Raw genomic sequence first — 23,778 nt, forward strand, 5'->3', positions numbered from 1 at the left:
AGTACAACAACTAGGTAATGACTGACGAGACGGCCACGGGAGACGGGAGCCGAACCGCGGACTCAGGCGGCACACACAGTCGGCGGCGGTTCCTCGCGCTGAGCGGGGCAGCAGGTGTCGCGGGACTCGCCGGGTGTAGTGCGGAACAGGTAACCGACGGGAACGGGGACGACGGGAACGGCACCGTCGGCGGCGGCGAGGAGGGGGGCGGCGTCCTCACCGTCGGGACGTTCGGCTCGTTCGTCGACGCGCCGTCGATCAGCCCGGGCGAGTGGCTAAAAGACGAGTTCGAGAGCCGGTACGACGCCGAGATCGAGTACGCGACGCCGGACAACGAGCTGAACTACTACGTCGAGCGCGCTGCCTCCGGAGCGAGCATGGACGCCGACCTCTACGTCGGCATCGGCACCGAGGACCTCGTCCAGATCGACGAGGGGTACGACGGCGATCTGTTCGTCTCCGATCTGGAGATAGATGGCGACGACGACATCCGCGAGGGGCTGCGCTTCGACCCGTTCGGGCGCGCCGTCCCGTACGACACCGGCTACGTCAGCCTCGTGTACGACAGCACGGAGACCGAGGCCCCGGAGACGTTCGAGGGACTCCTCGAAGAGGAGCACCGCGGCGACCTCATCGCGCAGAACCCCGGCAGCTCGACGACCGGACGCTCGTTCCTGTTGCACACAGTCCATCGATTCGGGGACGAGGGGGAGTACGACTACCTCGACTTCTGGGCGGACCTCCAAGAGAACGACGTTCGAGTGCTCGACGCGTGGGACGCCGCGTACACGTCGTGGTCCGAGGGGGAGGCACCCATGGTCGTCTCCTACTCGACGGACCAGGTGTTCGCGAGCGCGGACGGCGCGGACTTGGACCAACACCAGATCCGCTTTCTGGACGACCAGGCGTACGCAACACCGTCGGGGATGGCGCTGTTCGAGGAGGCCGACAACCCCGAGCTCGCCCGGCAGTTCATGTCGTTCATGTTGGAGCCGGACGTACAGGGGGAGATCGTCGAACGCAACGTCTCGTTCCCGGCGACGGAGACCGCCGAACTGCCGCCGGACTACGACGAGCTGGCCCACGAGCCGGACGACCCGGTGACGTTCTCCTACGACGAGCTCCAAGGATCGATGGAGGGCTGGATCTCGGCGTGGGAACGCCAGGTCGCCGGCAACTGAGCCGAAGCGGTGACCGACGATCCGGACGGACGACCCGATTCGAACGCGATCGGCGGCCAGCGGCGCACGGCGCGCGTCCGCGACCGGCTCGAACGGCGGGTGCTGGCGGCGCTCGGGCTCGGGACGCTCGGGATACTGCTCGTCGTCTTCTACTACCCGGTCGCGACGGTACTCGTCGAGTCGGTCGTCGTCGACGGCGTCGTCACGCTGGCGGTGTTCGCGGAGCTGTTGCGCGACCCCTTTTATTTCGGCGACCTCGCGCGGGTGTTTGCGGGCGAGCACCCGTTGGGAGTCGCGCGCGACTTCCTCGGCCCGGATCGCCGGATCGGGATCGTCGGCTTCACCGCGTATCAGGCCGCGCTATCGACGCTCGTCAGCGTCGCGCTCGGCGTCCCGCTCGCGTACCTGCTCGCACGCTTCGAGTTCCGGGGCCGGCGGACGCTGCGGTCGCTCACGATCCTCCCGTTCGTCCTCCCATCGATCATGGTCGCGGTCGGGTTCGTCGCCACGTTCGGCCGGAACGGGACGCTCAATGGGGTGCTCGAGACTCTCGGACTCCCGCCCGTCGAGCTGATGTTCACGCTGGAGGCGATCCTCATCGCCCACGCGTTCTACAACGCGCCGCTCGTCGCGCGGGTGACGACCGCCGCGTGGGAGTCGGTCGACGCGAGCGCGGTCGAGACCGCCCGGAGCCTCGGGGCGGGGCCGATCCGGGCGTTCGCCGACGTGGTCGCCCCACAGGTGTACCCCGCGGTGTTGATGGGAGCGGCACTGACGTTCGTGTTCACGTTCGGAACCTTCCCCATCGTGTTGGCGCTCGGCGGGTTCCAGCTCGCGACCGTCGAGGTGTTCATCTACCGGCTCGTGCGCGACCTCAACTACGCGGAGGCCGCGGCGCTGGCGGTGGTCGAGCTCGTCATCTCGTTGGCGGTGTTGTTCGCGTATCTCCGGTACGAGGCGAAACACACGGTGCAGTCCGGAGGCGTCAGGCCGCTCCCCCGGAAGTCGCTGCTCCCCACCGCACACACGGTGCGCGAGTGGCTCCCGCGAGTCGGGCTTGGAGTCTACGTCGTCGTCGCGTCGCTCGTGTTCGTCGCGCCGATCGTCTCGATGATCCTCGCGAGCGTCACCGGCGGCGACGGCGCGCTGACGCTGGACCACTATCGGTTCCTGATCGAGCGGCAGGAGACGGGGGCCGCGTTCCAGGTCCGGCCGTGGCCCGCGATCCGCAACTCGCTGGTGTTCGCGGCCGCGTCGGCGCTGGTCGCGCTCCCGATGGGCGTCGTCATCGCGGTGGTCACCACCCGCGAGTACCGCGGGCGGAAGCTCGTCGGGACGCTCGCGATGGCCCCGTTCGCCGTCTCGGGGATCCTCGTCGGACTCGGCCTGTTGCGGGGGCTGGTGTTCGGCGTCGAGATCGCCGGCTGGCGGATCGCGGTCGCCGGGTCGGCCGCGATCGTCGCTGCACACGCCGTGTCGGGGTACCCGTTCGTCGTGCGGACGGTCGCGCCGGGGCTGGAGTCGCTCGACCGGTCGCTGATCGAGTCCGCGCGGGCGCTCGGCGCGTCGCGGGCACGGGTGCTCCGCGACGTCGAGCTCCCCCTCGTGTGGCCGGGCGTGGTCGCCGGCGCGGCGTTCGCGGTCGCCATCTCGATGGGGGAGTTCACGTCGACGATCGTGCTCGCGACCGGCGCTGACGCGTACACGATGCCGGTCGCCATCGAACGGTTCATCGGGCGGCGGCTCGGACCGGCGACCGCGATGGGCGTCGTACTGCTCGTGGTGACCGCGATCAGTTTCGTCGTGATCGAGCGGCTCGGAGGTGACTACAGTGGGATCTGAACGAGAGACCGAACCGGAACGAGAGACCGAATCGGAACGAGAAACGGAACCGGAACGGAACCGGACACACGCTCCCGGCCCGAACGCGCCGGTCGCGGTCGATCTGTCGGGCGTGGCGAAACGCTACGACGGGGCGGTCGCGGTCGAGAACGTCGACCTGCGGATACGCGAAGGGGAGTTCTTCACCCTGGTCGGGCCGTCCGGCTGCGGAAAGACGACGACCCTCCGGCTGATCGCGGGGTTCGAGACGCCGACCGAGGGGCGTATCCGGTTCGGCGACCGCGACGTCTCGGGCGTCCCGCCGGAGGACCGGAACGTCGGCGTCGTGTTCCAGAACTACGCGCTGTTCCCGCACATGACGGTCGGCGAGAACGTCGCGTACGGACTCAACTTCGCCGATCCGCCGGGCGGGGTGAGCCGCGACGAGCGCGTGACGGAGCTGCTGGAGCTCGTCGACCTCCCGGGGACCGCCGACCGCGACCCGGACAGCCTCTCGGGCGGGCAACAACAGCGGGTGGCGATGGCGCGGGCGATCGCGCCCGGCCCCGACATCCTCCTGTTGGACGAGCCGATGAGCGCGCTCGACGCGCAGCTGCGCGAGCGGCTCCGCGTCCAGATCCGGACGATCCAGCGGGAGCTCGGCATCACGACCGTCTACGTCACCCACGACCAGGAGGAGGCGCTGGCGATCTCCGACCGCGTCGCGGTGATGCGCGGCGGGACGCCCGAACAGGTCGCGCCGCCGCGGACGGTGTACAGAGAGCCCGCCTCCCGGTTCGTCGCCGAGTTCGTCGGCGACAACAACGTCTTCTCGGGGACCGTCACGGACGCGTCCGAGCGGGGCGCTGACGGCACCGCCGCGGGGGCCGGAGCCGGCGCGCTCGACGTCGCCGTCGACGTCGGCGGCGAGACGCTCCGGGTCGCCCTCGACGACGACGACCCGACCCCCCCTGCGCCGGGCGACCGGCTGACGTTCTGTGTCCGGCCCGAGCACCTCCGGATCGGCCGCGCCTCGAACGCGGTGCGGGCGACCGTCGAGAGCGCGGAGTTCCTCGGGGAGACGACCCGGATCCACCTCGACTGGGACGGGACGGCGCTCGTCGTCAGGACGCGGGACCCCTTGACCGGCACCGTCGCCGTCGGCTTCGACCCGGCCGACGCCCACGTGATCGACGTCGAGCGGTCGTGAAGGGGAGCAGGTCTGCGCTTATAAGCGGGACAGGACGGCCAGCGCGGCAGGGCAGTCGGTGCGGCAGGGCAGTCGGTGCGGCAGGGCAGTCGGTGCGGCAGGGCAGTCGGTGCGGCAAGGTAGTCGGCGCGCCTGCGAGCGCCCGACGGGCGCGAGCCAGCCCGCGAGGGATGCCGGGTCGGTGCTTATAAGCACCGACCCGGCGAGGCTGGGGAGGCGTGAGGTGCGGGGCGGTGTCGTGCAGTGCGGTGGGAGCGTCGACCGCCGTGACGTTCGGGATCACCGCCTCGTCGGTCACTTATAAGCGGCCACGTGGACCGGCCTCGCCGCGTTCCGCGCCACGATCACTTATAACCCCTCGGGCGGCGTCCGCCCCGCGTCGATACGTCTTAACCGCCGGCCCTCCAACGCGGTGTATGGCTTCGGAGTCGTGTGACGTCTGCGAGCGGTCCGTCAGGATCGCCGGAGGGATCGGCGACCTGTGGAACTTCGCGTTCGAGTCGACCCAGGGGATGACCCTCGAGCTTACCGACGGCTCCGAGTTCTTCCTCTGTTTCGAGTGTATGGAGGCGCTGCCCGAGGACCACGAGCCGACCGAAGCGGACGTCGAGGCGCTCCGCGAGCGAACCGACCCCGTCGAGGAGGACGGGAACTCCTTCTGGCACTGGGGATGACCGGGCAAGCGATCGACGACGGCGGAGACGACAGTCCGACGAACCGTTTCCGTCCCGAAACGGTCGGCGAGGCGTTCGGCACGGCGGCCGTCGTGGGAACGGCCGGGTTCGTGGTCGCGTTCTTCGCCTTCGTCGTGTACGCGGTGGCGTTCGTGCCCGAGGGCGGGGAGATCCCGCTCACGAACCCGATCGTGGTCCTCTGGATCGGCTCGTGGGCCTTCGTCGTGGGGTCGCTGCTCGGGTACGTCGGCTGGGCGAGCCGACGGCTCCGGGACGGATCGGGGGGTTCGGCGGAGCGGCAACGCCGCGTCCTCGTGGCGCTCGGGTTCGCGGTCCTGTTCCTCCTCGCGCCGGTCGCTATCGTCGCCGGGAGTCCGAGAGGGGCCTAACCGCGGCTGTCCGTCCGGCGTCCGCGAGTCGAAGTCCGATGAGTCGAGACTCGATGAACCGAGATTCAGTGAGCCAGTAAAAAGCAGCCGCGCGATCGGAGGGCAGTACGGTAGCGGGTCGACGGTTCAGTAGCGATTCGGTGCCGGTTCGGTGCCGGTTCGGTGCCGGTTCGGTAGCGTCAGTCGGCTCGGGACCGAACGACGCGGTACTCGACCGTTCCGATCCCGGGGACGTCGATCCGACGGAGCGAACCGCGGTGGCGGCGGGCGAGCTGTGCGAGGTTCCGGGCGACGCCCGCGAGGACGACGGCCGTGGCCAGCAGCACGACGCTGGCGACCGGATAGGTGACGACGAACAGTGCGACCGCCGCGAGCGCGAAGAACGCCAGCAGCGTGAGGATCGTTCCGCCGATCGATGGGGGACTTCCCGACGGCAGCGGGGATCGGTCCGTGGAGTTCGCGAGTAGTGGGTCCATACACGTCCGTAGGAGCCGCGCGGTAATAAGTTTTCATATCACAAACACTTTCTGATAAGCGCTACCATGTCACACACTCTAAAAGCGGCTGAAACACCCGGTATCAGCACGTAACGTGTACCATGGCACAGACTCCAACACTTGTTCAATATCAAATATATACCGATCTATCATGCACCGGAACGGGGCCGGATCGCGACATCGGGGTGGCGGCCCGATCGGGACACAGGCGGCCGGAAAGCGCTGAGCGGTCACTCGGGTTCGGAGGGTCCGGATCGATCGCTGCGCCATTCACAAGTACCATACCCTCGCGCGACGCCCGATACGATAACAGGTGGATCCCGTGACGAAGAAACGCGAATACCGCGACGACTACGACGACAAGACGCTGTACATCCCCGGCCCGACGGAGGTCCGCGACGACGTGATCGAGGCGATGACGGAGGCACCGTTCGGCCACCGAATGGACCGGATGACCGACTTATATACGACCATCGTCGAGGACACGAAGGAATTCCTCGGCACCGACAACGACGTGATCATCCTCACGGGCTCCGGGACGGAGTTCTGGGAGGCGACGACGCTGAACCTCGTCGACGAGCACGTCCTCGTCCCGACCTGTGGGGCGTTCAGCGAGCGGTACGCAAACGTCGCCGAACGCCTCGGCAAGACCGTCGATCGGTTGGAGTACGAGTGGGGAGACGCCGTCAAACCCGAGGACGTTCGCGAGGCGCTCGAATCGAGCGACACCGGGTACGACATGGTCGCGGGCGTGCTGAACGAGTCGTCGACCGGCGTCCGTAACCCCGTCGAGGCGATCGGCGACGTGGTCGCGGAGTACCCGGACACCTACTTCGCCGTCGACGCGGTCTCGTCGCTCGGCGGCGACTACGTCGACATCGACGAACACGACATCGACGTGATCTTCGCGTCCTCCCAGAAGGCGTTCGCGATGCCGCCCGGGCTCGCGATCTGTGTCGTCAGCCAGGACGCCTACGACCGCGAGGTCGAGAAGGGAACCTCCTCGTGGTACGGCGGCTTCCGCCGCTGTCTCGACTACTACGACCGGAAGGGCCAGACCCACTCGACGCCCGCGATCCCGATCATGTTGGCGTACCGCAAGCAGATGAAGCGCATGCTGGACGAGGGCCATGAGGCCCGCGACGAGCGCCACCGCGAGATGATGACGTACGTCCACGACTGGGCCGAGGAGCACTTCGCGATGTTCCCCGAGGAGGGGTACGAGTCGCAGACGGTCGCCTGCATCGAGAACACCCAAGGGATCGACGTCGCGGCCACGATCGAGGGCGTGAGCGAGGAGTACGACATGGCGTTCTCGAACGGCTACGGCGACCTCGCAGAGGAGACGTTCCGCATCGGCCACATGGGCGAACACACCGTCGAGAGCGTCAAAGAGTTGACCGACGCGATCGAAGACATCGCCGATCTCTGAGCCGGCGACCGGGCGTACACTAGGTCGACCGCTTCTCACGGGACCGGAAAGTCGAGCATCGACCGGGGGAAGGTACTTCCGTTCCGAATCGGTGGGTCGGCGTATGGACCCCGACGCCCTCCGTGCGGCCCTCGATCGCTGGACGGACGAGGAGGTGATAGACGAACCGACCGCGGAGCGGATCCGCGAGTTCGAGGCGGGGCGCGAGCAGTCGACCCCGGACGGCCCACCCCGGGAAACCGATCCGGATGGCCCTCGGACGGACTCCGACCCGATAGCCGCCGGCACGGGCCACGTCGACCACGCCGCTGACGACGGCCTCCTCGGACGCGGCCGGGTCGTCGTCGCTCTCGCGTTGATGGGCGGCGCGCTCGTCGCGGTCGGCGTCGGCGCGTTCCTGTTCGAACGGTGGGAGGCGATCCCCGTCGCGGCCCGCGTCGCGATCCTCCTCGGTGTCCCGATTGCGGCCGGTGGGGGTGGGGCTGTCCTGCGGGGAGACGCTCCCCGGACCGCCCACGGACTCTGGCTGCTCGCCGCGATCTTCACCGGCGTAACACTGTTCCAAGTCGCGGAGCTCGCCGAGCTCGACGCCGACACCGTCGGCCCGTGGCTGCTCGCGGCCTGGACCGTCGTCGCACTCGTGATCGCGGCCGGCCTCGACTCGCGGCCCGTCGCCGGACTCGGTGCCGTCCTCGGAGGGGCGGCGGTCGTCACCGCGATCGAGCCGGTGGAATTCCTGCTCGTCCCCGGACTCTACGGGAGCCTCCTGCTCGCCGCGGGGGTGCTGTTGGCGGGGCGTGACGGCTCCGCGACCGCCGCGATCGCCGCGACCGCCGCGACCGACTCCGAAGGCGGACACACGCGGCGACGGTCGGTCCCGAGAGTCGCCGCGACGTTCCGTTGGATGGGGGGCGCGGCCGTCGTCGTCCTGCTGGCGCTCGTCGTCGCGGTCGGCCCGCCGGGGCGAGCGGCAGTCGCGCCCGGCGAGGCCCTGCTCGGGGCGGCCGTCGTCGTCGCCGCCGGTATCGGCGTCCTCCGGGCGCGGGCCGGCGGGGTGCGAACGCGTGAGGGCAGGCAAGCGTCGAAAGGGAGGGTCGACGACCGTGACGACCGCGCGGCCTGGTACGCGGTCTCCCCCGTCGTCGTCGCACCGCTCGGCATTGGAGCCGCTTGGGGGCTCGGGTTCGTCGGCGTCGGCGACATCGGCGGTGCGGTCGCCGCGCTCGGACTGTTGCTCGCCTTGTTGTTCGCGCTCGTCGCGGCCGCCGTCGGGCTCGGCGAGACCGCTCCCGTCAACGTAGCGGCGCTCGGGTTCGTTCTCGGCGTGGGCGCGTTCCTCGTCGGGCCGCTCGCGGGCGTCGTTTCCGGGCCACTCGCCCTCGTCGCCGCCGGACTCGTCCTGTTAGCCACCGGCCTCGGGGCCGAACGGGGGCGCCGCGAGGTGCTCGAACGGATCCGATGACCCGGGTCGGCGATTACGTCCAGAGCGGCAGGGCAAGGGAGGTCACAACCAGAGCAGCTGGGCGTGGCGGGTCCCGTCGAACTCCATGACCGTTTCCTCGTCGACGAGACCGGCCTCGACCGCGACGCCGACCGCTTCGGTGCCGACGATATTGCCGACTTGGGCGCGGTGAAGCGCCGCGATGACGGCCTCGGCGTCGGCTTCCTCGGCCTCCGGGCCGCCGTAGAACTCCTCGGAGACAGTGATAGTCGCCCGGCCGTTGTCGTACGTCTCGCCGAGACAGTCGGCATCACAGACGGAGACGAGCCGCCCCTCGGCGGTCTCGCGCTCGCGGAGGAGCATTTAAAAGCCCTCTGGCCCCTCGCCCTGGAGCTCGCGCTCCGGTTCCTCGCGCGCGCCCCGCTGGGACCCACGGCCGCCCCGCCCGTTCCGGCCGCCTCGACCGCCGGCACCGGATCGACCGCCCTGCCGACCCTGCCCGCCCGGCCCAGGCGCTTGCCCGGTCTGCTCCTCGATCATCTGCTCTTCGGCCTCGCGACGGATCTCCTCGGCGCGGTCGGCGACCTCCTCGGCCTGCTCGTGCTCGCCCGCCTCCTCGAGGGCGCGGGCCTTCTCCTCTAACACGCCGGCGTCGCGGTAGCCGAGGCGGATCGCGTTGTCGAAGCAGTTGACGGCGTCCTCAACGAGGCCACGCTCGACGAGCAGGAAGCCGCGGTTGTACCAGGCTTCCGCGAAGCGCGGGTCCGTCTCGACCGCGCGCTCCGCGTGTTCGAGCGCCTGCTCCTCGCGGCCGAACTCCCAGAGCGCGTACGCGAGGTTGGTCTCGGCGGTCGCGGCGTGCTCGGAGTCGTCGTCGATCCGTAGCGCCTCCTCGTACGCGCCGATCGCCTGGTCGAACTCCTCCAGCTGGGCGTGTGCCGCCCCCTTGTTCACCCACGCCTCCTGTGCTTCGAGCGAGTCCTCCTCGGCGAACTGCGCGGCGCGCTCGAACGTCTCGGTCGCCTCCTCGAACCGGTTGATCCCCATGTACGAGAGCCCCACGTCGATCAGCCGCTCGACATCGACGGCGTCGCTCTCGACGTTCCGTCGGTCGAGCACATCGGTGAGCACCCGCGAGTCGACGGGGTCGACCGTGGTGGGATCGGCGTCCAGCTCTTCGGGATCGAGCGTGAACTCCTCGTAGTCGGCGTCGACGCCCTGACCAGCGGAGAACTCGTGGCCGTCGACGTCGCGTTCATCGGTCATATGGCCGGAATTGACGGTCACGATGGGTAAGCGTTACGTCGGCGGGGCGATCGGGGGGAGCCGAACGACGGTTCCGGCGGCGAGTCGCCGATCCGTGGACCCAATGTCGTCCGGGACGAGCGATCGGTATGACCGACGACGCAGGGGATCGCTCCCGGGTCGGATCCCTCGCGTCGATCTCGCGCGGCGCTTCGCTGTACACCGTCGGAAAGGTCGTCTCCGACGCCGGCGAGTTCCTGCTCCACCTGCTCGTCTCGCGCTTCTTCGGGGCCGCGACCTACGGGCTGTTCGCGTACGGAAAGACGCTCGCGTTCACGGCGCTGCTCATCACCAACCTCGGGTCCGACGAATCGATCCTCAAGTACCTCCCACAGTACGCCGACGACCCGCGGAAGCGACGGTTCCTCCTTGGACTGGCGTGGGTCACCTCCGCCGCCGGCGGGCTGGTCGTCGCCGGGGCGCTGTTCCTGCTCGCCCCGACGATCGCCGCCCTGACGCTGGAGGACCCGCGGTTCGTCGGGGTGCTCCGACTGTTCGCCGCGGTGCTGTTCGTCGACACGCTCGCGAGCCTGTTGTACGCGACGTTTCGGGCGGTCGAGCGGGTCGAGTACGAGGTGGCGACCAAGCGACTGCTCAAGCCGACGCTCCGCGTGGTGGGTGTGGGTGGAACCATCGCGGTCGGGGGGTCGCTGTACGGCGTCGTGGTCGCGATGGTCGCCGCCAGCGTCGTGACGCTCGGGGTCGCCGCCCTGGTTTTCGTCCGCCGGCTCGACGTTCGACCGACGCTCCGGTCGCCGGGGGACACCCGCCGGACCGTCCGGGAGTACTACGGCTACTCGCTCCCCCTGACCGCGAAAGAAGCGGGAACGGTGATGCAGGGACGCGTCGACGTCCTGATGGTCGGGTTGTTCCTGTCGTCGACCGCGGTCGGCGTGTACAACGTCTCGGTCCTAGTCGCCGGCGTGTTGTACGTCCCGCTGTTAGCGTTCAACCGGCTGTTCCCACCGGTCGCGTCGCGGCTGCACGCGGAACGCCGCCGAACGGACCTGGCGGCCATCTACGGCGTCATCACCCGATGGACGCTCACCGCCAGCCTCCCGGTGGCGGCGGTGATGGTGGTGTTCCGCGCGGAGATCCTCGCGCTGTTCGGGCCGGAGTTCACCGTCGGAACCGTCGTGTTGAGCCTGTTCGTCGTCAGTCAGCTGTGGAACTGCGCGACCGGACCGAGCGGCTACCTGTTGATGATGACCGACCACCAGTACGCCGTGATGGTCAACGAGTGGGCCTTCGGCGTCGCCAACGTCGCCCTCAACTACCTGTTCATTCAGGCGTTCGGGCTCGTCGGCGCCGCGCTCGCGTCCGCCGGCGTGCTCGCGGCGCGGAACCTCACGAAGGTGGCGGAGGTGTGGTACTTCGAGCGGCTCCACCCCTACTCGCGGTCGTTCCTGAAACCGATCGGGGCGGCCGCCGTGGCGGCCGGCGGGGCGCTCGTCGTCGACACCGCGCTCGCCGGACCGGCCGCGCTCGCCGTCGGCGGTGGCGTGGCAGGCGGGTTGTACGTGGCCGTCCTCGCTCTCGCCGGGATCGAGCCCGTCGATCGGGAGGTGTACGAGCTGCTCGTCGGGTCGCGCGGGGAGTGAGCGGACCCCCGCCGGGTTTATTACCGGTAGCGACGGGGCCAACCACATGCGCGCGTTCTTCGCCGTCGACCTCCCCGACGCGCTCGCGGGACCGCTCGCCGACGTCCAGTCGGCGTTCGACGACGCCTCGGGGGTCACCCTCGTCGACCCCGGGCAGGCGCACGTGACACTGAAGTTCCTCGGGGATGTCGCGGAGCGCGGTGCGGGCGAGGAAGGCGGAGCCAACGAGAGCGACGAGTCCGGAACGGACGCCGCCGATATCGACGCCGTCACCGCGGCGGGCGAGCGCGCAGTCGCCGACGCCGACGTGGACCCCTTCACCTGCACTGTCGGGGGGCTTGGCGTCTTCCCCTCGCTGGAGTACATCTCGGTCGTCTGGGCGGGGATCGAGGCGGGAAGCGCCGATCTGACCCGGCTCCACGAGTCGCTGGAGGCGGAGACGACCGCGCTCGGGGTCGATCCCGAGGACCACGAGTTCACCCCACACGTCACGCTCGGCCGGATGCGGGACGCCCGCGGGAAAGAGCTGGTCCAGCGAGCGGTTCGCGATCGGGACCCCGAGGTGGGCTCGTTCACCGTGAGGGAGGTTCGGCTCGTCGAGTCAACGCTGACGGCCGACGGGCCGGTGTACGAGACGGTCGAGACGGTCGAGTTGGAGTGAGCGGTCGACCCCGGATCAGGGCTCGTCGGTCGCGCCGGTGTCGGCATCGGAGGCAGCCTCGCCGTCGGAGTCGACATCGGAGGCAGCCTCGCCGTCGGAGTCGGCATCGTCGCCGGTGCTCTTCCTCGATCCGTCGGGAGGCGCCGCTCCGGGCGCCGCGACCGGGTGTTCTACCCGGACTCGTGTGACCCGAGTGGGGGTCGCCGCCGTGACGATCAACGCGACATCGCCGAACTCGACGCGGTCGCCCTCCTCGGGGAGCCGGCCGAGCGCCTCCGTGATCAGTCCGGCGACCGTCTCGAACTCGCCGGCGGTGGGGAGGGCGATCCCGAGGCTCTCGTTGAGGTAGGTCACCGTCGTCCAGCCGCTGACGGTGGCGGTCCCGGCGTCCGTCACCCGGACGTGTTCCGTCTCGCCACGGCCGACGAGCTCGCCGACCACCTCCTCGATCACGTCCTCCATCGTCGCGAGCCCGACGACCGCGCCGAACTCGTCGACGACGATCACCATCCGATGGCCGTCGTCACGCATCTCCGCGAACAGCTCGTCGACCGGCTTCGACGCGGGGATGAACGTCACCTCACGGGTCGCGCTCGCGAGGTCGTCGCCGGCGGCGTTCGCGCGGATCGCGTCGCGCACGTCGACGATTCCGACCACGTCGTCACGGTTCTCGCCGTAGACGGGGAGTCGCGTGACGTGTTCGGTCGCCGCCCGCTCGATAGCCTCGGCCGGGGTAGCGGTGTCGGGCACGGCCACCATGTCGGTCCGCGGAACCATCACCGCCGTGACCCGAGTGCCCTCCATGTCGAGGACGCCGCGGATCATCGCGCCCTCCTCGGGGTCGAGGGCACCGCCCTCCTCGCCGGAGAGCACGAGCGTCTCGATCTCCTCGCGGCTCACGTACGACTCGATCGCGGTGTCGCCGCCGACGGCACGCGTCACCAGTCCCGACGCGGCCTCGAAGACGAACAGCACGGGCCGGAGGACGCGCTGGGCGAGGACGACCGGCCGCGACACCCGAAGCGCGTGTTTCTCGGCGTTCGCGACCGCGTACGACTTCGGCGCGATCTCGCCGAAGACGATGACGAAAAACGAGGTGAACGCGGTCGAGGCGGTGGCGGCCTGTCCCGCCGGCAGGTACTGGACGAGCACCGCAGTGGCGACGGAGGCGGCCGCGATGTTCGCCACGTTGTTGCTGACCAGCGCGGTGACGAGGAAGCGGTGCGGGTTCTCCCGCAGCGTCGCGAGCGCCGCGCTGCCGGGGACGCCCTCGGCGACGAGGCTGTCGACGCGGTGTTTCGCGACCGAAAAGACGGCGAGCTCGGAGCTGGAAAAGAAGCCGCTGATCGCGGTCAGCCCGACGATCGCGACCGCCCCGAGCAGCGTGAGCGTGAGGTCCATGTGCCCCCATCATTCCGGACCCGAAAGGGTGTACCGGCGGCGATCGCCGTCGAGGACCGAGGAGCGGGGCTCGATCGGCGACGGACGGAACACCGACCACAGCCACGAGCGCAGCGCGGTCGATACCCACGAACAGAGGGTTTCCACCCGAAACAGAGGGGTATGAGATCCACGATCGTGTATCGAATATGGCGGCGACACCGCGGCACGTCGACCGGCAAAACGGCGCGATGAGGAAAGCGTTAACCTCGCGCCGCCGGTCGATACGGACATGAAAGTACTCGTCACGGACCCGATAGCCGATCCCGGTCTGGATCGGTTACGGGAGGCCGGCCACGAGGTTGTGACGGATTACGACGTCGAAGGCGACGCGCTGTTGGACGCCGTTAGCGACGCTCACGCGCTGATCGTGCGGTCCGGGACCGACGTCTCGGAGGCAGTGTTCGCGGCCGCCGAGGAGCTCGTGATCGTCGGGCGGGCCGGCATCGGCGTCGACAACATCGACATCGAGGCCGCCACCGACCACGGCGTGATCGTCGCCAACGCGCCGGAGGGGAACGTGCGCGCGGCCGCCGAACACACCGTCGCGATGACGTTCGCGGTCGCACGCTCGATCCCACAGGCACACGGCCGACTGAAGGGCGGCGAGTGGGCGAAAGGCGAGTTCCTCGGCACCGAGGTGAACAACAAGACCCTCACGATCGTCGGGCTCGGTCGCGTCGGCCAGGAGGTCGCGAAGCGGCTCGACTCGCTGGGGATGGATCTTGTCGTCTACGACCCGTACATCTCCGAGGAGCGCGCCGACCGGCTGGGTGCCGACCTCGTCGAGGACCTCCACGAGGCGCTCGGCCGCGGCGATTTCGCGACGATCCACACGCCGCTGCTTCCGGAGACGGAGGGGATGATCGGCGAGGAGGAGCTCGCCCAGCTGGAGGGCGGCTACCTGATCAACTGCGCCCGCGGCGGCATCGTCGACGAGGACGCACTCGCGGCGGCGGTCGCGGACGGTACCCTCGCGGGCGCGGCGCTCGACTCGTTCGCGGAGGAGCCACTTTCCGACGACTCGCCGCTGCTCGACGTCGAGGACGTCGTTCTCACGCCACACCTGGGGGCGTCGACCGAGGCGGCCCAGGAGAACGTCGCCGTCGACACCGCGGAGGCCGTGATCGCGGCGTTCAACGGCGAACCGGTGTTGACCGCGCTCAACGCGCCCTCCGTCGACGAGACCGCATTCCCGCGGATCGAGCCGTACATCGCGGTCGCGGAGACCGCGGGGAAGGTCGCTGCCCAGCTGCTCGACGGCCGGATCACGAGTATCGAGGTGAGCTACGAGGGCGATATCGCCGCCGAGGACATCGAACTCGTCACGGCGTCGGCGCTGAAGGGCGTGTTCGAGCCGCTGGAGTGGCAGGTGAACGCGGTGAACGCCCCACGCCTGGCCGAGGAGCGCGGTATCGAGGTGACCGAGTCGAAAACCCGACAGACCGACGACTTCCAGAGCATCGTGCGGGTGACCGTCCACAACGGCGACGACTCGCTCAGCGTCGAGGGGACGCTGTTCGCGGGTGAGGACCCGCGTATCGTCCGGATCGACGGGTTCCGCGTCGACGCGGTCCCGTACGGCCACATGCTCGTCGCGCGCAACACCGACGAGCCCGGCGTCATCGGGCTCATCGGTACCGTCCTCGGCGACCACGACGTCAACATCGCCGGGATGTTCAACGGCCGCGAGATCCGTGGCGGCGAGGCGCTGACGGTCTACAACCTCGACCAGGCCGTCCCCCAGGAGGCGATCGAGGCCCTGCTCGGCGACGATCGGATCGTCGAGGTGACGGAGATCACCCTCGACGACGCCGACGAACGACACGAGGCGTAGTCCGCCGATACGCGGCTCTTTCTCCGACGCGCACGATCGTTCAACGCCGGAGACCGCCGTCGGGGCGGGCCGACCCGACCCGAGCCGACCCGAACCGTTATCGCCGCCGCTAGAGAACGACTCGGAAATGGTCGACGCCGAGGTCCACGTCATCGATCGCGGAGGGATCCGATGCGACATGAACTACATGCTGGAAGGGCACGTCCTCGCCACCCGCGAGGAGCCGAACCCCGACAGCGACTACGGCGAGATCCCCGTGTGGAACCTCGTGATCGACCACCCGGAGGGAACGATCCTCTGGGACACCGGCTCACACCACGACGCCGCCGACGGGCACTGGCCCGACGACCTCGTCGAGGCGTTCGATCCGTACGACGCGAGCGATCATCGCCTCGACGACGACCTCGCGGCCGCCGGCTACGCGGTCGAGGACATCGACGCCGTGTTCGTGAGCCACCTCCACATCGACCACGCCGGCGGGCTGGAGTTCTTCGCCGGCACGGACACCCCGATCTATGCGCACGAGGAGGAGCTACAGTTCGCCTACTACGATGCGAAGGTGGGCGCGGACGACGGCGGCTACCTGCTCTCTGACTTCGATCACGACCTGAACTGGCGGCCACTCTACCGGGACCACGAGGAGCACTTCACCGACCTGGAGTTCGTCCGCCTGCCCGGTCACACCCCCGGGCTGACCGGCTCCGTGCTCCATCTCGACGACGAGGGCACGCTCGTGTTCGCCGGCGATCAAGCGTACATGCGGGCCAACTACGAGGCGGAGGTGCCGCTCGGCGGGCCGCTTCTGTGGGGGAAAACCGAGTGGCGCGAGAGCCTCCGGCGGCTGCAGTCGATCGAGCGCCGACACGACGCAGCGGTCGTGTTCGGTCACGACGCCGACCAGTTCGAGTCGATGCGCCCGGGGTGGGGAGTCTGAGAGCCGAGAAACGCCGTCGACGCGGTCAGTCCCGCAGGTGCTCCACGACCGCGTCGACGTCGTTCGGGACGGGTTCGGGGTCGCCGCCCGCCTCGTAGGCCGCTTCGGGGTCTTTTAAGAGGTGTCCCGTGGTCAAACAGACGACGCGCTCGTCGGCGTCGACGACCCCCGCGCGGCGGAGCTTCTTCAGCCCCGCGAGGCTCGCCGCGGAGGCGGGCTCGACGCCGACGCCCTCGCTCGCGAGGTGCGCCTGTGCGGCCGTGATCTCCGGGTCGCTGACGGCGACCGCGGTGCCGCCGGTGTTGCGGATCCCCGGCAGCGCCTTCGGCGCGTTGACCGGGTTGCCGATGCGGATCGCGGTCGCGCGGGTCTCCACCTCCTCCCAGCGACGGATCTCGTCGTTCCCCTCCGTTATCGCCTCCACCATCGGCGCGGCACCCTCGGCCTGAACGCCCGTCAGCTTCGGGACGTCGTCGACATCGAGCGCGGCTGCCTGGACGAGCTCGCGGAACCCTTTATATAATGCCGACGTGTTCCCGGCGTTGCCGACCGGGAGAACGATCCGGTCGGGATACGTGCCGTAGTCGGCGTGGAACTCCTCTAAGATCTCGAAGCCGATGGTCTTCTGGCCCTCCAGGCGGAACGGGTTCAGCGAGTTGAGCAGGTACGCCTCGCCGCGCGCCGCCAGCTCCTGAACGATGTCGAGACAGGCGTCGAAGTTGCCGTCGACTTCGAGGATGCGCGCGCCGTGAAGGCTCGCCTGCGCGACCTTCCCCGCCGCGACTTTGCCCTGCGGCAGGAGGACGAGCGTCTGCATGCCGCCGCGACCGCCGTAGGCCGCGAGCGCGGCCGAGGTGTTCCCGGTGGAGGCACACGCGAGCGCGTCGACGCCGAGCTCCTTCGCGACGCGGACGCCGACGGTCATCCCGCGGTCCTTGAACGAGCCGGTGGGGTTCATCCCCTCGTGTTTGATCCGGAGCGCGTCGACACCGACCGCCTCCTCGATCCGCGGGACGCGGTGGAGTGGGGTGCCGCCCTCGGGGAGCGTCACGCCGAGGTCGAACGGGAGCGCCTCGCGGTAGCGCCAGACGCCGCGGTCGGGACCCGAGGTGGACGCGCCCGCGCCGAACTCGTCGAACGTGGGCGGGTCGTCGTAACGGACCTCCAGCAGACCGTCGCATTCGTCGCAGGTGTACCGGACATCCTCGAACGGGGCGAACGTCTCGCCGCAAGCGATACAGGCGAGCCAGGTCCCGTCGTCCGCACAGGCCGGGACATCGGGGGCGGCGGCGTCGATGGCGAGGCTCATTGTGTCACCGTCGGTTGCGCCGCCTCTTAAGCCGGGCGATGGGGTCGGACGTTGCCAGCCGCGGGCGGTGGAGTAGGCGTCGCCAGCCGCGGGACCGACGGCCGCTCAGTCGACGATGATCTCCGAGTCGGAGCCGCCGTCGGCGTCGTCGGTGCCGCTCATCTCCGTCTGGTACCGGTCGATCCAATCGGCGAAACATTCGGGACAGAGCCGCTGAGTGTCGATGTTCGCCCGGTCGACGCTGAGCCGGACGGTGCGCGCGAGGGCGTCCGTCGTCGGCTCGCCACAGGCCTCACAGGGGTCGGTCGTCGGCGCGTCGCTCATACCGACCGCTCGTGGGCGGATCCCTTAAAAACACGCCACGGGCGGCCGCGGACCGCGGAGTTCGGGTGCGACGACCGAGTCGGTGTGACGATCAAATCGGTATGGCCATCACATCGGTATGACGGCCGGGTCGGGAGCGTGTTCCGCTCACGTCGTCCGGAACGCCCGGTCGCCGGCGTCGCCGAGCCCGGGGACGATGAACCCGTCCTCGTCGAGGTGGTCGTCGATGGCGACCGTCAGCAGGTCCGCGTCGGGCACCTCCTCGCCGACACGGACGAGTCCGTCGGGCGCGGAGACGGCGGAGAGCACGAACAAGTCCTCGTAATCGTCCGCCTCGGCGAGGATATGCTCGAGGACGGCACACATCGTCGACCCCGTCGCGAGCATCGGGTCGGCGACGATCACGGTGTCGTCCGGGCCGATCTCCGGGAGCTTCACGTAGTCGATAGTGATCGGGAACTCGCCGTCGTCGTTCATTCCGGCCTCCTCGTCGCGACCGGCGGAGATGACGCCCTGTTTCGCGCGGGGGAACGCCTTCAACAGCCCCTCGACGAACGGTGTCGCCGCCCGGAGCACGTTGACGATGACGACATCGTCCATCCCCTTGACGCGCTCGCCGGTCGTCTCGGCGAGGGGCGTCCGAACCGGCACGTACTCGGTTCCCATCGCGCCGTCGATGATCTCGTACCCGCAGATCCGGCCGAGCTTCACCAGCCCCTTTCGGAAGGCGACCTGCTCGGTCGAGACGTCACGGAGCCGCGAGAGGGTGTCCTTCGCCAGCGCATGCGTGACGAGATAGGCGTCGTCTCGGTCTTCGATCGTCATTACCGGAGGGGGGTCCGCGGGCGTCTTAAAAGGTGATCACGCATCGGCGTCGACCTGATCACGCGTCGGCATCGACCTGATCACGCGTCAGCGTCGACCTGATCACGCGTCGGCATCGACCTGATCACGCGGAGGTGTCGGGACGAGCCGATACGTTGATACGGTCGCATCGCTCACCCGCAGGCATGTTCGACCTCGTATCCGTCTCCGCCGTCGGTATCGTCGGATCGATGGCGACCCTCCTGATGGTCGTCGCAATGTTGTACATGGTCTGGCTCGCTCTCGGCGACGAGACCCACCAGCCGAGCCCGGACACCGGGAACGAGCCGGAGCCCGTCGACGAGTAGCCGATCGAGAGGACGCACGGTTGACGTGGCGTGCTATCGCGCCTGATACACGGACGGGGGAACTTATACTCGTCCGTTACGTACCAGACGACAACCAATGGAAGAGAGCATCTCCGGGTTCAAACAACGCGGAGACTGGGGCGACATCGTCGAGCACGGCGAGCGGATCACGCTCGCGCTCCGGGAGGCCGACATCGACGGCGACGCCTTCCACGAGTTCGACGACTGGCGCCCGAAGACGCACGAACGGATCGACGAGGACGTCTCCGAGAAGACCGCCGAACAGGCCTCGGTGAGCGAGGGGAACGGCGAGAAGGCGGGAAAGACCCCCGGCGACGACCTCCAGACCGCCGGCGAGAAGCTCACGGAGTCGTACGAGAAGGTCGAAGACGACGACACCGAAGGGGCGATAGAGCGCTGGAGCGAGTCGATCGACCACGTCGCGCGCGCCGCCGACTCCGCCGGCCGGAAGGCGATCCGGAAGGTCGAGGACACGGTGTACCGGAAGGTGATGACGCAGGTCGCGCCGTACTACTTCGACAACGAGCTGGTTAGCGCGAACGTCACCGAGGTCGGTCGCGGCGACGACGGGGAGACGTTCGAGTTCGAGGTGAACGTCAACGACGACGAGCTCAAAGACGAGGTGCGATCGATCCTCGAGGAGTACGAGTCGGAGATCGACCGATGGCACGTCGAGACCGAGAAGCGGACCGAGGACGTCGCGGCGGCCGAGGGGGTCGAACCGCCCGAGGAGGAGGGCGGCCCGGAGTCGACGATGACCTGAGATGGGCGGACCGGTGCGGATCGAGGCGGGCGAGCACACCGCCGACGAGATCATCGACCTATTGGAGACGGGTCACCGCGTACTCATCGGCGTCGAGGTCGCCGGCTCCGTCCAGGACGTGGTGCTCCGGTACGACGGGGAGACGTACCACTGTGACACGCCGACGAGTCTCCATCGACACACCGAGGAGTCGGAGATGCGCGGCTGTCTCGCTCGGATGGGCTACGCCGCGGAGGACTGAGCTTTAACCTCGACACCGCCAACGTGGGGGTATGGCCGAGTCAGACAGCGAGCGGTCCGACGGCGAGCAGCCCGACATCGACGACCTCGTCGGCGACATCTCACCCCCGTTCGACCACGTCCTCTCCTGTGTGTTCGGCGTCCGGGACCACGAGAGCCGTACGTACCTGACGCTTCTCGACTACCCGGGAAGCACCGTGAGCGAGCTCGCGGACGCGCTCGACAGGGACCGATCGAACGTGAACCGGTCGCTGTCGACGCTTCGCGAGAAGGGGCTGATCGAGCGCCGCCGTCGCCTCCTCGATTCCGGAGGGTACGTGTATCAGTACACCGCGGTTCCCGTGCCGGAGGCGAAACAGATGCTCCACGAGGCGCTCGACGAGTGGGTCGAAGGAGTACACGAGTCGATCTCGCGGTTCGACCCGGATAACACGGAGTAGCGGCCCTCTGGCGTCAGTCCTCAGGCTTCGATCGTTGCGGAACGATCGCCGCTCGCCGCTCGCCGAGCGTCGAGCGTCGCGGGTTAGTCGGCGCGGTCCGGCTCCGTCGTGTCGGGGCCCGCTTTCTCGTCCCCGTCCTCGTCCTCGCCCGCGGTGAGCCCGTCGTCCTCCGGCCGGTCGAGCGCCCGCGGCGCGTCGTGGTGATCCGAGTAGCCGTCGAACCAGCGAACGATACGCTCGATCCGGTCGACGATGTGGGCGGGTTCGCCGGAGCGAGACAGCTCGTGGCCCTCACGTGGGTACCGCACGAACCGGGTGTCGACCCCGTTCTTCCGGAGGATGCGATGGTACAGTTCGGCCGTACAGATCGGGGTTCGCGTGTCGTCCTCGGAGTGGATCAGTAGGGTCGGGGTGTCGACCGCGTCGGCGTGGCCGGTCGGCGACTGCTCCCAGAGCCAGCCGGGTTCGGCGGAGGGAACGGTGTCGAAGTCGCCCTCCAGCAGTTTGTACGCACCGTCGGTCGAGCCGTAAAATCCGGTGAGGTCGTACACGCCGCGCTGGGCGACGGCGGCGCGGAACCGGTCGCTCCGCCCGACCGCCCACGCCGTCATGAAGCCGCCGAAGGAGCCGCCGGTGACGAACACGTTCTCCTCGTCGATCGGGTAGTCCTCGAGCACCGTGTCGACGCCAGTCTCCACGTCCGCGAGCGTCACGTCGCCCCAATCGCGCTCGATCGCTTGCAGGAACGCCTCGCCGTAGCCGGCGGAGCCGCGCGGGTTCGACCAGAACACGACGTAGCCGCGGGCGGCGAGCGTCTGGAACTCGTGCCACATCGTTCCCGCAGTCGTCCACATGGCGTGGGGACCGCCGTGGATCTCGACCGCGAGCGGGTAGGTCTCACGTCCGTCCCCGTCATCACCGGTGCCTACCGAGGCGTCCGTCTGGTCGAACCCGGGTGGTGTGAGCACCCACCCCTGGATCTCGACACCGTCGGACGCGAAGCGTATCTCCTCCGGTTCCCCGACGTAGCGGTCGGCGAGGAACCCCGCGTTCAACTCGGTCAGTCGAGTCGTCTCCTCGTCTCCGGCGTCGAACAGGAACACGTCGCCGGGGTGGTCCCACTCGCTGAGCGCGACCGCGAGGCTACCCTCGTCGCTCGCGTTCGAACCGCCGACGGTCGCCCCCGCGACCGCGCCGCGACGGAAGCGACGCTCCGGGTCGGCACTGCCGTCCGCGGGGACGCGCCACAGCGCCGTCCGGCCCTCGTCAGGGGTAGCGAAGTAGAGCGCCTCGTCGTCGGGGCCCCACTGTGGACTCGCCTCGTACCCCAAGCCGCGGTCGAGCCCGTCGGTGAGCGATCGGACCTCGTCGCTCGCGCGGTCGAGGAGGTGGAGATCGCTCTGGTTCATCGACGCCTGGTCGGGGTCGGTGTGGGTGAACGCGACGCGGCCGTCCGCGGTCGCCGCGAGCGACGCGCCCCAGCCGGTGGTGGTGTGGACGCGTTCGACCGTATCGGTGGCGAGGTCGTGGGCGTGGATCGCGATCTCGTAGGAGTCGTCGGGATCCTCGCCGACCGACTCGGTGTAGTACAGCGTGTTCGGGTCACCCCACTCCGGTGCGGCGAAGTCGGCGTCGCGGTCGGTCACGCGCACGACGGCCGACGACTCGCCAGCGTCGTCATCGGGGTGGTTCGCTCGTCCTCCGTCATCGTCTCCCGGTCGTTCGCCCGCGGTTCCTCCCGTGGCGTCGGCGGCGATCCCATCAGCGGCGACCCCATCAGCGGCGACCCCATCGACGACGGCGTCGGCATCGACGACGTACACGCCCGGTCGGCGACCGTCGAAGTATGACTGATTGGATCGGTACACCGTCCGGTCGATCACGCGCGGGTCGGGGTGCTCCTCGGGTTCGTACTCCTCGGGAACCGACAGGTCTCGGTCCGCCTCGCGGTCCGCGGCGGTGACCGACTGGGTGAAGGCGATCCGGTCGCCGTCGGGCGACCACGCGATCCCGGAGACGCCGCCGACGACGTCCGTGACCTGTCGGGCTTCCCCGCCGTCGGTCGGGAGGACCCACAACTGTTGACGGTCGTCGTCGGCTCCGCGTGTCGAGGTGAACGCGAGCCGGTCGCCGGAGGGGCCCCACCGAGGCTCGGCGTCGACGCCCTCCGCGAGTGTGAGCCGGCGGGGATCGCTCTCGCCGTCCGCGTCGACGGCGTACACCGTCGATTCGTAGGTGTCATCGCCGTTCGGCTGTCGGCGGAGGAAGGCGACCCGGTCGCCGTCCGGGGAGATCCGGGGGTCCGCCGGCTTCGCGATGTCGTGATACGCGGCCGCTGTGACGCGTTCCATACGGCTCCGTCATCCTCCGGATTCAAAAGCCGTCGGGAGCCGGAAGTCGGCGGGTCGATCCCCGTCGTCAAGCGCCGGCGGGTCAGTTCCCGTTGTCGAACGCCAGTGAGACGTCGTCGTCGACGGTCGCGGCCGCCGCACACACCGGGTGTTCGAACTCGGCTCCGAGGAGCTCGGTCGCGGCCGCGTCGGCGTCGGTCGCGATGAGGTCGTACGGTTCGGGCGCGTTCTTCTCGTAGGTGGCGACGAGAGTCGGCGAGTCGACGGAGTCGACGAGCAGCGCGTCACGACGGACGATCCCGATCGTCGCCGCGTCCGCGCCGACGACGCCGGCGATCCGGGGCGTGTCGTAGTCGTCCTTCTCGAAGTCGAGCGAGAGCAGCGCGGTTGCGAGCGCGTCACGAGCGGGATAGCCGAGCGCCGCCTTCTCCGCGATCGGGTCGACGTGCGATCCGTTGCCGACGACCGCCAATGACTCGCCAGCCGGTGTCTCGATCGCGCGAACGCAGTTGTAGGAGACGTACGGATTGTCGGTCGGAGGGGCGTCCGGCGTCGGTGCGACCGTCAGCGTCCCGTCGCGGGCGACCACACGGCGGTTCGGGAACGAGCGGGAGGAGACGCGATACGCGCCGATGCCGGGTGCGACGACGACGAACCGTCCAAGGTACATACACGGAGCTGGTTAGTGAAACCGCTAAAACGCATCGATCGATCCACGTTCGGCGATCGTTTTAA

Annotated in this window: 24 protein-coding genes; 15 read left to right on the forward strand and 9 right to left on the reverse strand. The window is 69.1% G+C overall.

Features of this window, described 5'->3' with window-relative positions:
• Nucleotides 1–17 precede the first annotated feature (17 nt).
• The 5 genes from ACZ5TV_RS06695 (at nt 18) to ACZ5TV_RS06715 (ending at nt 5,275) form a co-directional block, all read left to right on the forward strand.
• Nucleotides 18–1,181 (forward strand): thiamine ABC transporter substrate-binding protein, encoded by a 1,164-nt coding sequence (locus ACZ5TV_RS06695; RefSeq protein WP_379782480.1) that lies wholly within the window; start codon nt 18–20, stop codon nt 1,179–1,181.
• Nucleotides 1,182–1,190: 9 nt separating this feature from the next.
• Nucleotides 1,191–3,023, forward strand: a complete 1,833-nt coding sequence (locus ACZ5TV_RS06700) for an ABC transporter permease (RefSeq protein WP_464384267.1) — start codon at nt 1,191–1,193, stop codon at nt 3,021–3,023.
• Nucleotides 3,013–4,212: an ABC transporter ATP-binding protein gene (locus tag ACZ5TV_RS06705; protein ID WP_464384268.1), complete on the forward strand. Its 1,200-nt coding sequence runs from the start codon at nt 3,013–3,015 to the stop codon at nt 4,210–4,212. The genes ACZ5TV_RS06700 and ACZ5TV_RS06705 overlap by 11 nt, the downstream gene beginning before the upstream one ends.
• Before the next feature lie 416 nt (nt 4,213–4,628).
• Nucleotides 4,629–4,886 carry a DUF7561 family protein gene (locus ACZ5TV_RS06710; protein WP_379782973.1) on the forward strand — a complete coding sequence of 86 codons (258 nt, stop codon included), beginning with the start codon at nt 4,629–4,631 and terminating at the stop codon, nt 4,884–4,886.
• On the forward strand, nt 4,883–5,275 hold the full coding sequence (locus ACZ5TV_RS06715; RefSeq protein ID WP_379782975.1) for a hypothetical protein: 393 nt from the start codon (nt 4,883–4,885) through the stop codon (nt 5,273–5,275). The genes ACZ5TV_RS06710 and ACZ5TV_RS06715 overlap by 4 nt, the downstream gene beginning before the upstream one ends.
• Nucleotides 5,276–5,454: 179 nt before the next feature.
• Here the strand turns inward: ACZ5TV_RS06715 and ACZ5TV_RS06720 are convergent, their stop codons facing one another.
• Nucleotides 5,455–5,751, reverse strand: a complete 297-nt coding sequence (locus ACZ5TV_RS06720) for a hypothetical protein (protein ID WP_379782977.1) — start codon at nt 5,749–5,751, stop codon at nt 5,455–5,457.
• Nucleotides 5,752–6,094: 343 nt separating this feature from the next.
• Here ACZ5TV_RS06720 and ACZ5TV_RS06725 point away from each other — a divergent pair, with 343 nt between their 5' ends.
• Nucleotides 6,095–7,204 carry a pyridoxal-phosphate-dependent aminotransferase family protein gene (locus ACZ5TV_RS06725; protein WP_379782979.1) on the forward strand — a complete coding sequence of 370 codons (1,110 nt, stop codon included), beginning with the start codon at nt 6,095–6,097 and terminating at the stop codon, nt 7,202–7,204.
• Nucleotides 7,205–7,307: 103 nt separating this feature from the next.
• The gene (locus ACZ5TV_RS06730) at nt 7,308–8,666 is read left to right on the forward strand and encodes a DUF2157 domain-containing protein (RefSeq protein WP_464384269.1); all 1,359 of its coding nucleotides are present in this window, start codon (nt 7,308–7,310) and stop codon (nt 8,664–8,666) included.
• 42 nt (nt 8,667–8,708) lie between these two features.
• Here the strand turns inward: ACZ5TV_RS06730 and ACZ5TV_RS06735 are convergent, their stop codons facing one another.
• Nucleotides 8,709–9,008, reverse strand: coding sequence for a DUF424 domain-containing protein (locus tag ACZ5TV_RS06735; RefSeq protein ID WP_379784214.1), 300 nt, complete (start codon nt 9,006–9,008; stop codon nt 8,709–8,711).
• Nucleotides 9,009–9,911, reverse strand: coding sequence for a tetratricopeptide repeat protein (locus ACZ5TV_RS06740; protein ID WP_464384270.1), 903 nt, complete (start codon nt 9,909–9,911; stop codon nt 9,009–9,011).
• A 128-nt stretch (nt 9,912–10,039) separates the two neighbouring features.
• Between ACZ5TV_RS06740 and ACZ5TV_RS06745 the strand changes: the two genes are divergently transcribed.
• A complete protein-coding gene (locus ACZ5TV_RS06745; protein ID WP_464384271.1) occupies nt 10,040–11,551 on the forward strand; it encodes a flippase in 1,512 nt (503 codons plus the stop codon).
• A 46-nt stretch (nt 11,552–11,597) separates the two neighbouring features.
• On the forward strand, nt 11,598–12,212 hold the full coding sequence (gene thpR, locus ACZ5TV_RS06750; protein WP_379781242.1) for an RNA 2',3'-cyclic phosphodiesterase: 615 nt from the start codon (nt 11,598–11,600) through the stop codon (nt 12,210–12,212).
• 15 nt (nt 12,213–12,227) lie between these two features.
• Here thpR and ACZ5TV_RS06755 read toward each other — a convergent pair whose 3' ends face one another.
• Nucleotides 12,228–13,613, reverse strand: coding sequence for a hemolysin family protein (locus ACZ5TV_RS06755; protein WP_379781244.1), 1,386 nt, complete (start codon nt 13,611–13,613; stop codon nt 12,228–12,230).
• A gap of 271 nt (nt 13,614–13,884) precedes the next feature.
• Here ACZ5TV_RS06755 and serA point away from each other — a divergent pair, with 271 nt between their 5' ends.
• Together serA and ACZ5TV_RS06765 are read left to right on the forward strand one after the other, a co-directional pair.
• Nucleotides 13,885–15,489 carry a phosphoglycerate dehydrogenase gene (serA, locus tag ACZ5TV_RS06760; RefSeq protein ID WP_464384272.1) on the forward strand — a complete coding sequence of 535 codons (1,605 nt, stop codon included), beginning with the start codon at nt 13,885–13,887 and terminating at the stop codon, nt 15,487–15,489.
• A gap of 127 nt (nt 15,490–15,616) precedes the next feature.
• Entirely contained in the window at nt 15,617–16,423 is an 807-nt protein-coding gene (locus ACZ5TV_RS06765; protein ID WP_379781248.1) for an N-acyl homoserine lactonase family protein, read from the forward strand.
• Nucleotides 16,424–16,448: 25 nt separating this feature from the next.
• Here ACZ5TV_RS06765 and thrC read toward each other — a convergent pair whose 3' ends face one another.
• The 3 genes from thrC to upp form a co-directional block, all read right to left on the reverse strand.
• Nucleotides 16,449–17,732, reverse strand: coding sequence for a threonine synthase (gene thrC, locus ACZ5TV_RS06770; RefSeq protein ID WP_464384273.1), 1,284 nt, complete (start codon nt 17,730–17,732; stop codon nt 16,449–16,451).
• A gap of 105 nt (nt 17,733–17,837) precedes the next feature.
• Nucleotides 17,838–18,056, reverse strand: coding sequence for a DUF7569 family protein (locus tag ACZ5TV_RS06775; protein ID WP_379781092.1), 219 nt, complete (start codon nt 18,054–18,056; stop codon nt 17,838–17,840).
• 147 nt (nt 18,057–18,203) lie between these two features.
• Entirely contained in the window at nt 18,204–18,881 is a 678-nt protein-coding gene (gene upp / locus ACZ5TV_RS06780; protein ID WP_379781094.1) for a uracil phosphoribosyltransferase, read from the reverse strand.
• Between the two features lie 185 nt (nt 18,882–19,066).
• Between upp and ACZ5TV_RS06785 the strand changes: the two genes are divergently transcribed.
• The 4 genes from ACZ5TV_RS06785 (at nt 19,067) to ACZ5TV_RS06800 (ending at nt 20,692) form a co-directional block, all read left to right on the forward strand.
• Nucleotides 19,067–19,228, forward strand: a complete 162-nt coding sequence (locus ACZ5TV_RS06785; protein ID WP_379781096.1) for a hypothetical protein — start codon at nt 19,067–19,069, stop codon at nt 19,226–19,228.
• 97 nt (nt 19,229–19,325) lie between these two features.
• The gene (locus tag ACZ5TV_RS06790) at nt 19,326–20,012 is read left to right on the forward strand and encodes a DUF5828 family protein (RefSeq protein ID WP_379781098.1); all 687 of its coding nucleotides are present in this window, start codon (nt 19,326–19,328) and stop codon (nt 20,010–20,012) included.
• 1 nt (nt 20,013) lies between these two features.
• Nucleotides 20,014–20,253: a hypothetical protein gene (locus tag ACZ5TV_RS06795; RefSeq protein ID WP_379781100.1), complete on the forward strand. Its 240-nt coding sequence runs from the start codon at nt 20,014–20,016 to the stop codon at nt 20,251–20,253.
• A gap of 31 nt (nt 20,254–20,284) precedes the next feature.
• Nucleotides 20,285–20,692: a helix-turn-helix domain-containing protein gene (locus ACZ5TV_RS06800; RefSeq protein WP_379781102.1), complete on the forward strand. Its 408-nt coding sequence runs from the start codon at nt 20,285–20,287 to the stop codon at nt 20,690–20,692.
• Nucleotides 20,693–20,775: 83 nt separating this feature from the next.
• On the opposite strand, the gene ACZ5TV_RS06805 is transcribed toward ACZ5TV_RS06800, so the two are convergent.
• On the reverse strand, nt 20,776–23,043 hold the full coding sequence (locus ACZ5TV_RS06805) for a S9 family peptidase (RefSeq protein WP_464384274.1): 2,268 nt from the start codon (nt 23,041–23,043) through the stop codon (nt 20,776–20,778).
• 82 nt (nt 23,044–23,125) lie between these two features.
• Nucleotides 23,126–23,713: an IMP cyclohydrolase gene (locus tag ACZ5TV_RS06810; RefSeq protein WP_379781106.1), complete on the reverse strand. Its 588-nt coding sequence runs from the start codon at nt 23,711–23,713 to the stop codon at nt 23,126–23,128.
• Between the last annotated feature and the right edge of the window lie 65 nt (nt 23,714–23,778).

The organism is Halorubrum tibetense, assembly GCF_055396225.1.

Coding starts and splice junctions, on each gene's coding strand:
- ACZ5TV_RS06720 (WP_379782977.1), bottom strand. CDS start 5,751: ATGGACCCACTACTCGCGAACTCCACGGACCGATCCCCGCTGCCGTCG.
- thpR (WP_379781242.1), top strand. CDS start 11,598: ATGCGCGCGTTCTTCGCCGTCGACCTCCCCGACGCGCTCGCGGGACCG.
- ACZ5TV_RS06790 (WP_379781098.1), top strand. CDS start 19,326: ATGGAAGAGAGCATCTCCGGGTTCAAACAACGCGGAGACTGGGGCGAC.
- ACZ5TV_RS06740 (WP_464384270.1), bottom strand. CDS start 9,911: ATGACCGATGAACGCGACGTCGACGGCCACGAGTTCTCCGCTGGTCAG.
- ACZ5TV_RS06810 (WP_379781106.1), bottom strand. CDS start 23,713: ATGTACCTTGGACGGTTCGTCGTCGTCGCACCCGGCATCGGCGCGTAT.
- ACZ5TV_RS06735 (WP_379784214.1), bottom strand. CDS start 9,008: ATGCTCCTCCGCGAGCGCGAGACCGCCGAGGGGCGGCTCGTCTCCGTC.
- ACZ5TV_RS06715 (WP_379782975.1), top strand. CDS start 4,883: ATGACCGGGCAAGCGATCGACGACGGCGGAGACGACAGTCCGACGAAC.
- upp (WP_379781094.1), bottom strand. CDS start 18,881: ATGACGATCGAAGACCGAGACGACGCCTATCTCGTCACGCATGCGCTG.
- ACZ5TV_RS06775 (WP_379781092.1), bottom strand. CDS start 18,056: ATGAGCGACGCGCCGACGACCGACCCCTGTGAGGCCTGTGGCGAGCCG.
- thrC (WP_464384273.1), bottom strand. CDS start 17,732: ATGAGCCTCGCCATCGACGCCGCCGCCCCCGATGTCCCGGCCTGTGCG.
- ACZ5TV_RS06730 (WP_464384269.1), top strand. CDS start 7,308: ATGGACCCCGACGCCCTCCGTGCGGCCCTCGATCGCTGGACGGACGAG.
- ACZ5TV_RS06695 (WP_379782480.1), top strand. CDS start 18: ATGACTGACGAGACGGCCACGGGAGACGGGAGCCGAACCGCGGACTCA.
- ACZ5TV_RS06785 (WP_379781096.1), top strand. CDS start 19,067: ATGTTCGACCTCGTATCCGTCTCCGCCGTCGGTATCGTCGGATCGATG.
- ACZ5TV_RS06745 (WP_464384271.1), top strand. CDS start 10,040: ATGACCGACGACGCAGGGGATCGCTCCCGGGTCGGATCCCTCGCGTCG.
- ACZ5TV_RS06800 (WP_379781102.1), top strand. CDS start 20,285: ATGGCCGAGTCAGACAGCGAGCGGTCCGACGGCGAGCAGCCCGACATC.
- ACZ5TV_RS06710 (WP_379782973.1), top strand. CDS start 4,629: ATGGCTTCGGAGTCGTGTGACGTCTGCGAGCGGTCCGTCAGGATCGCC.
- serA (WP_464384272.1), top strand. CDS start 13,885: ATGAAAGTACTCGTCACGGACCCGATAGCCGATCCCGGTCTGGATCGG.
- ACZ5TV_RS06795 (WP_379781100.1), top strand. CDS start 20,014: ATGGGCGGACCGGTGCGGATCGAGGCGGGCGAGCACACCGCCGACGAG.
- ACZ5TV_RS06805 (WP_464384274.1), bottom strand. CDS start 23,043: ATGGAACGCGTCACAGCGGCCGCGTATCACGACATCGCGAAGCCGGCG.
- ACZ5TV_RS06755 (WP_379781244.1), bottom strand. CDS start 13,613: ATGGACCTCACGCTCACGCTGCTCGGGGCGGTCGCGATCGTCGGGCTG.
- ACZ5TV_RS06765 (WP_379781248.1), top strand. CDS start 15,617: ATGGTCGACGCCGAGGTCCACGTCATCGATCGCGGAGGGATCCGATGC.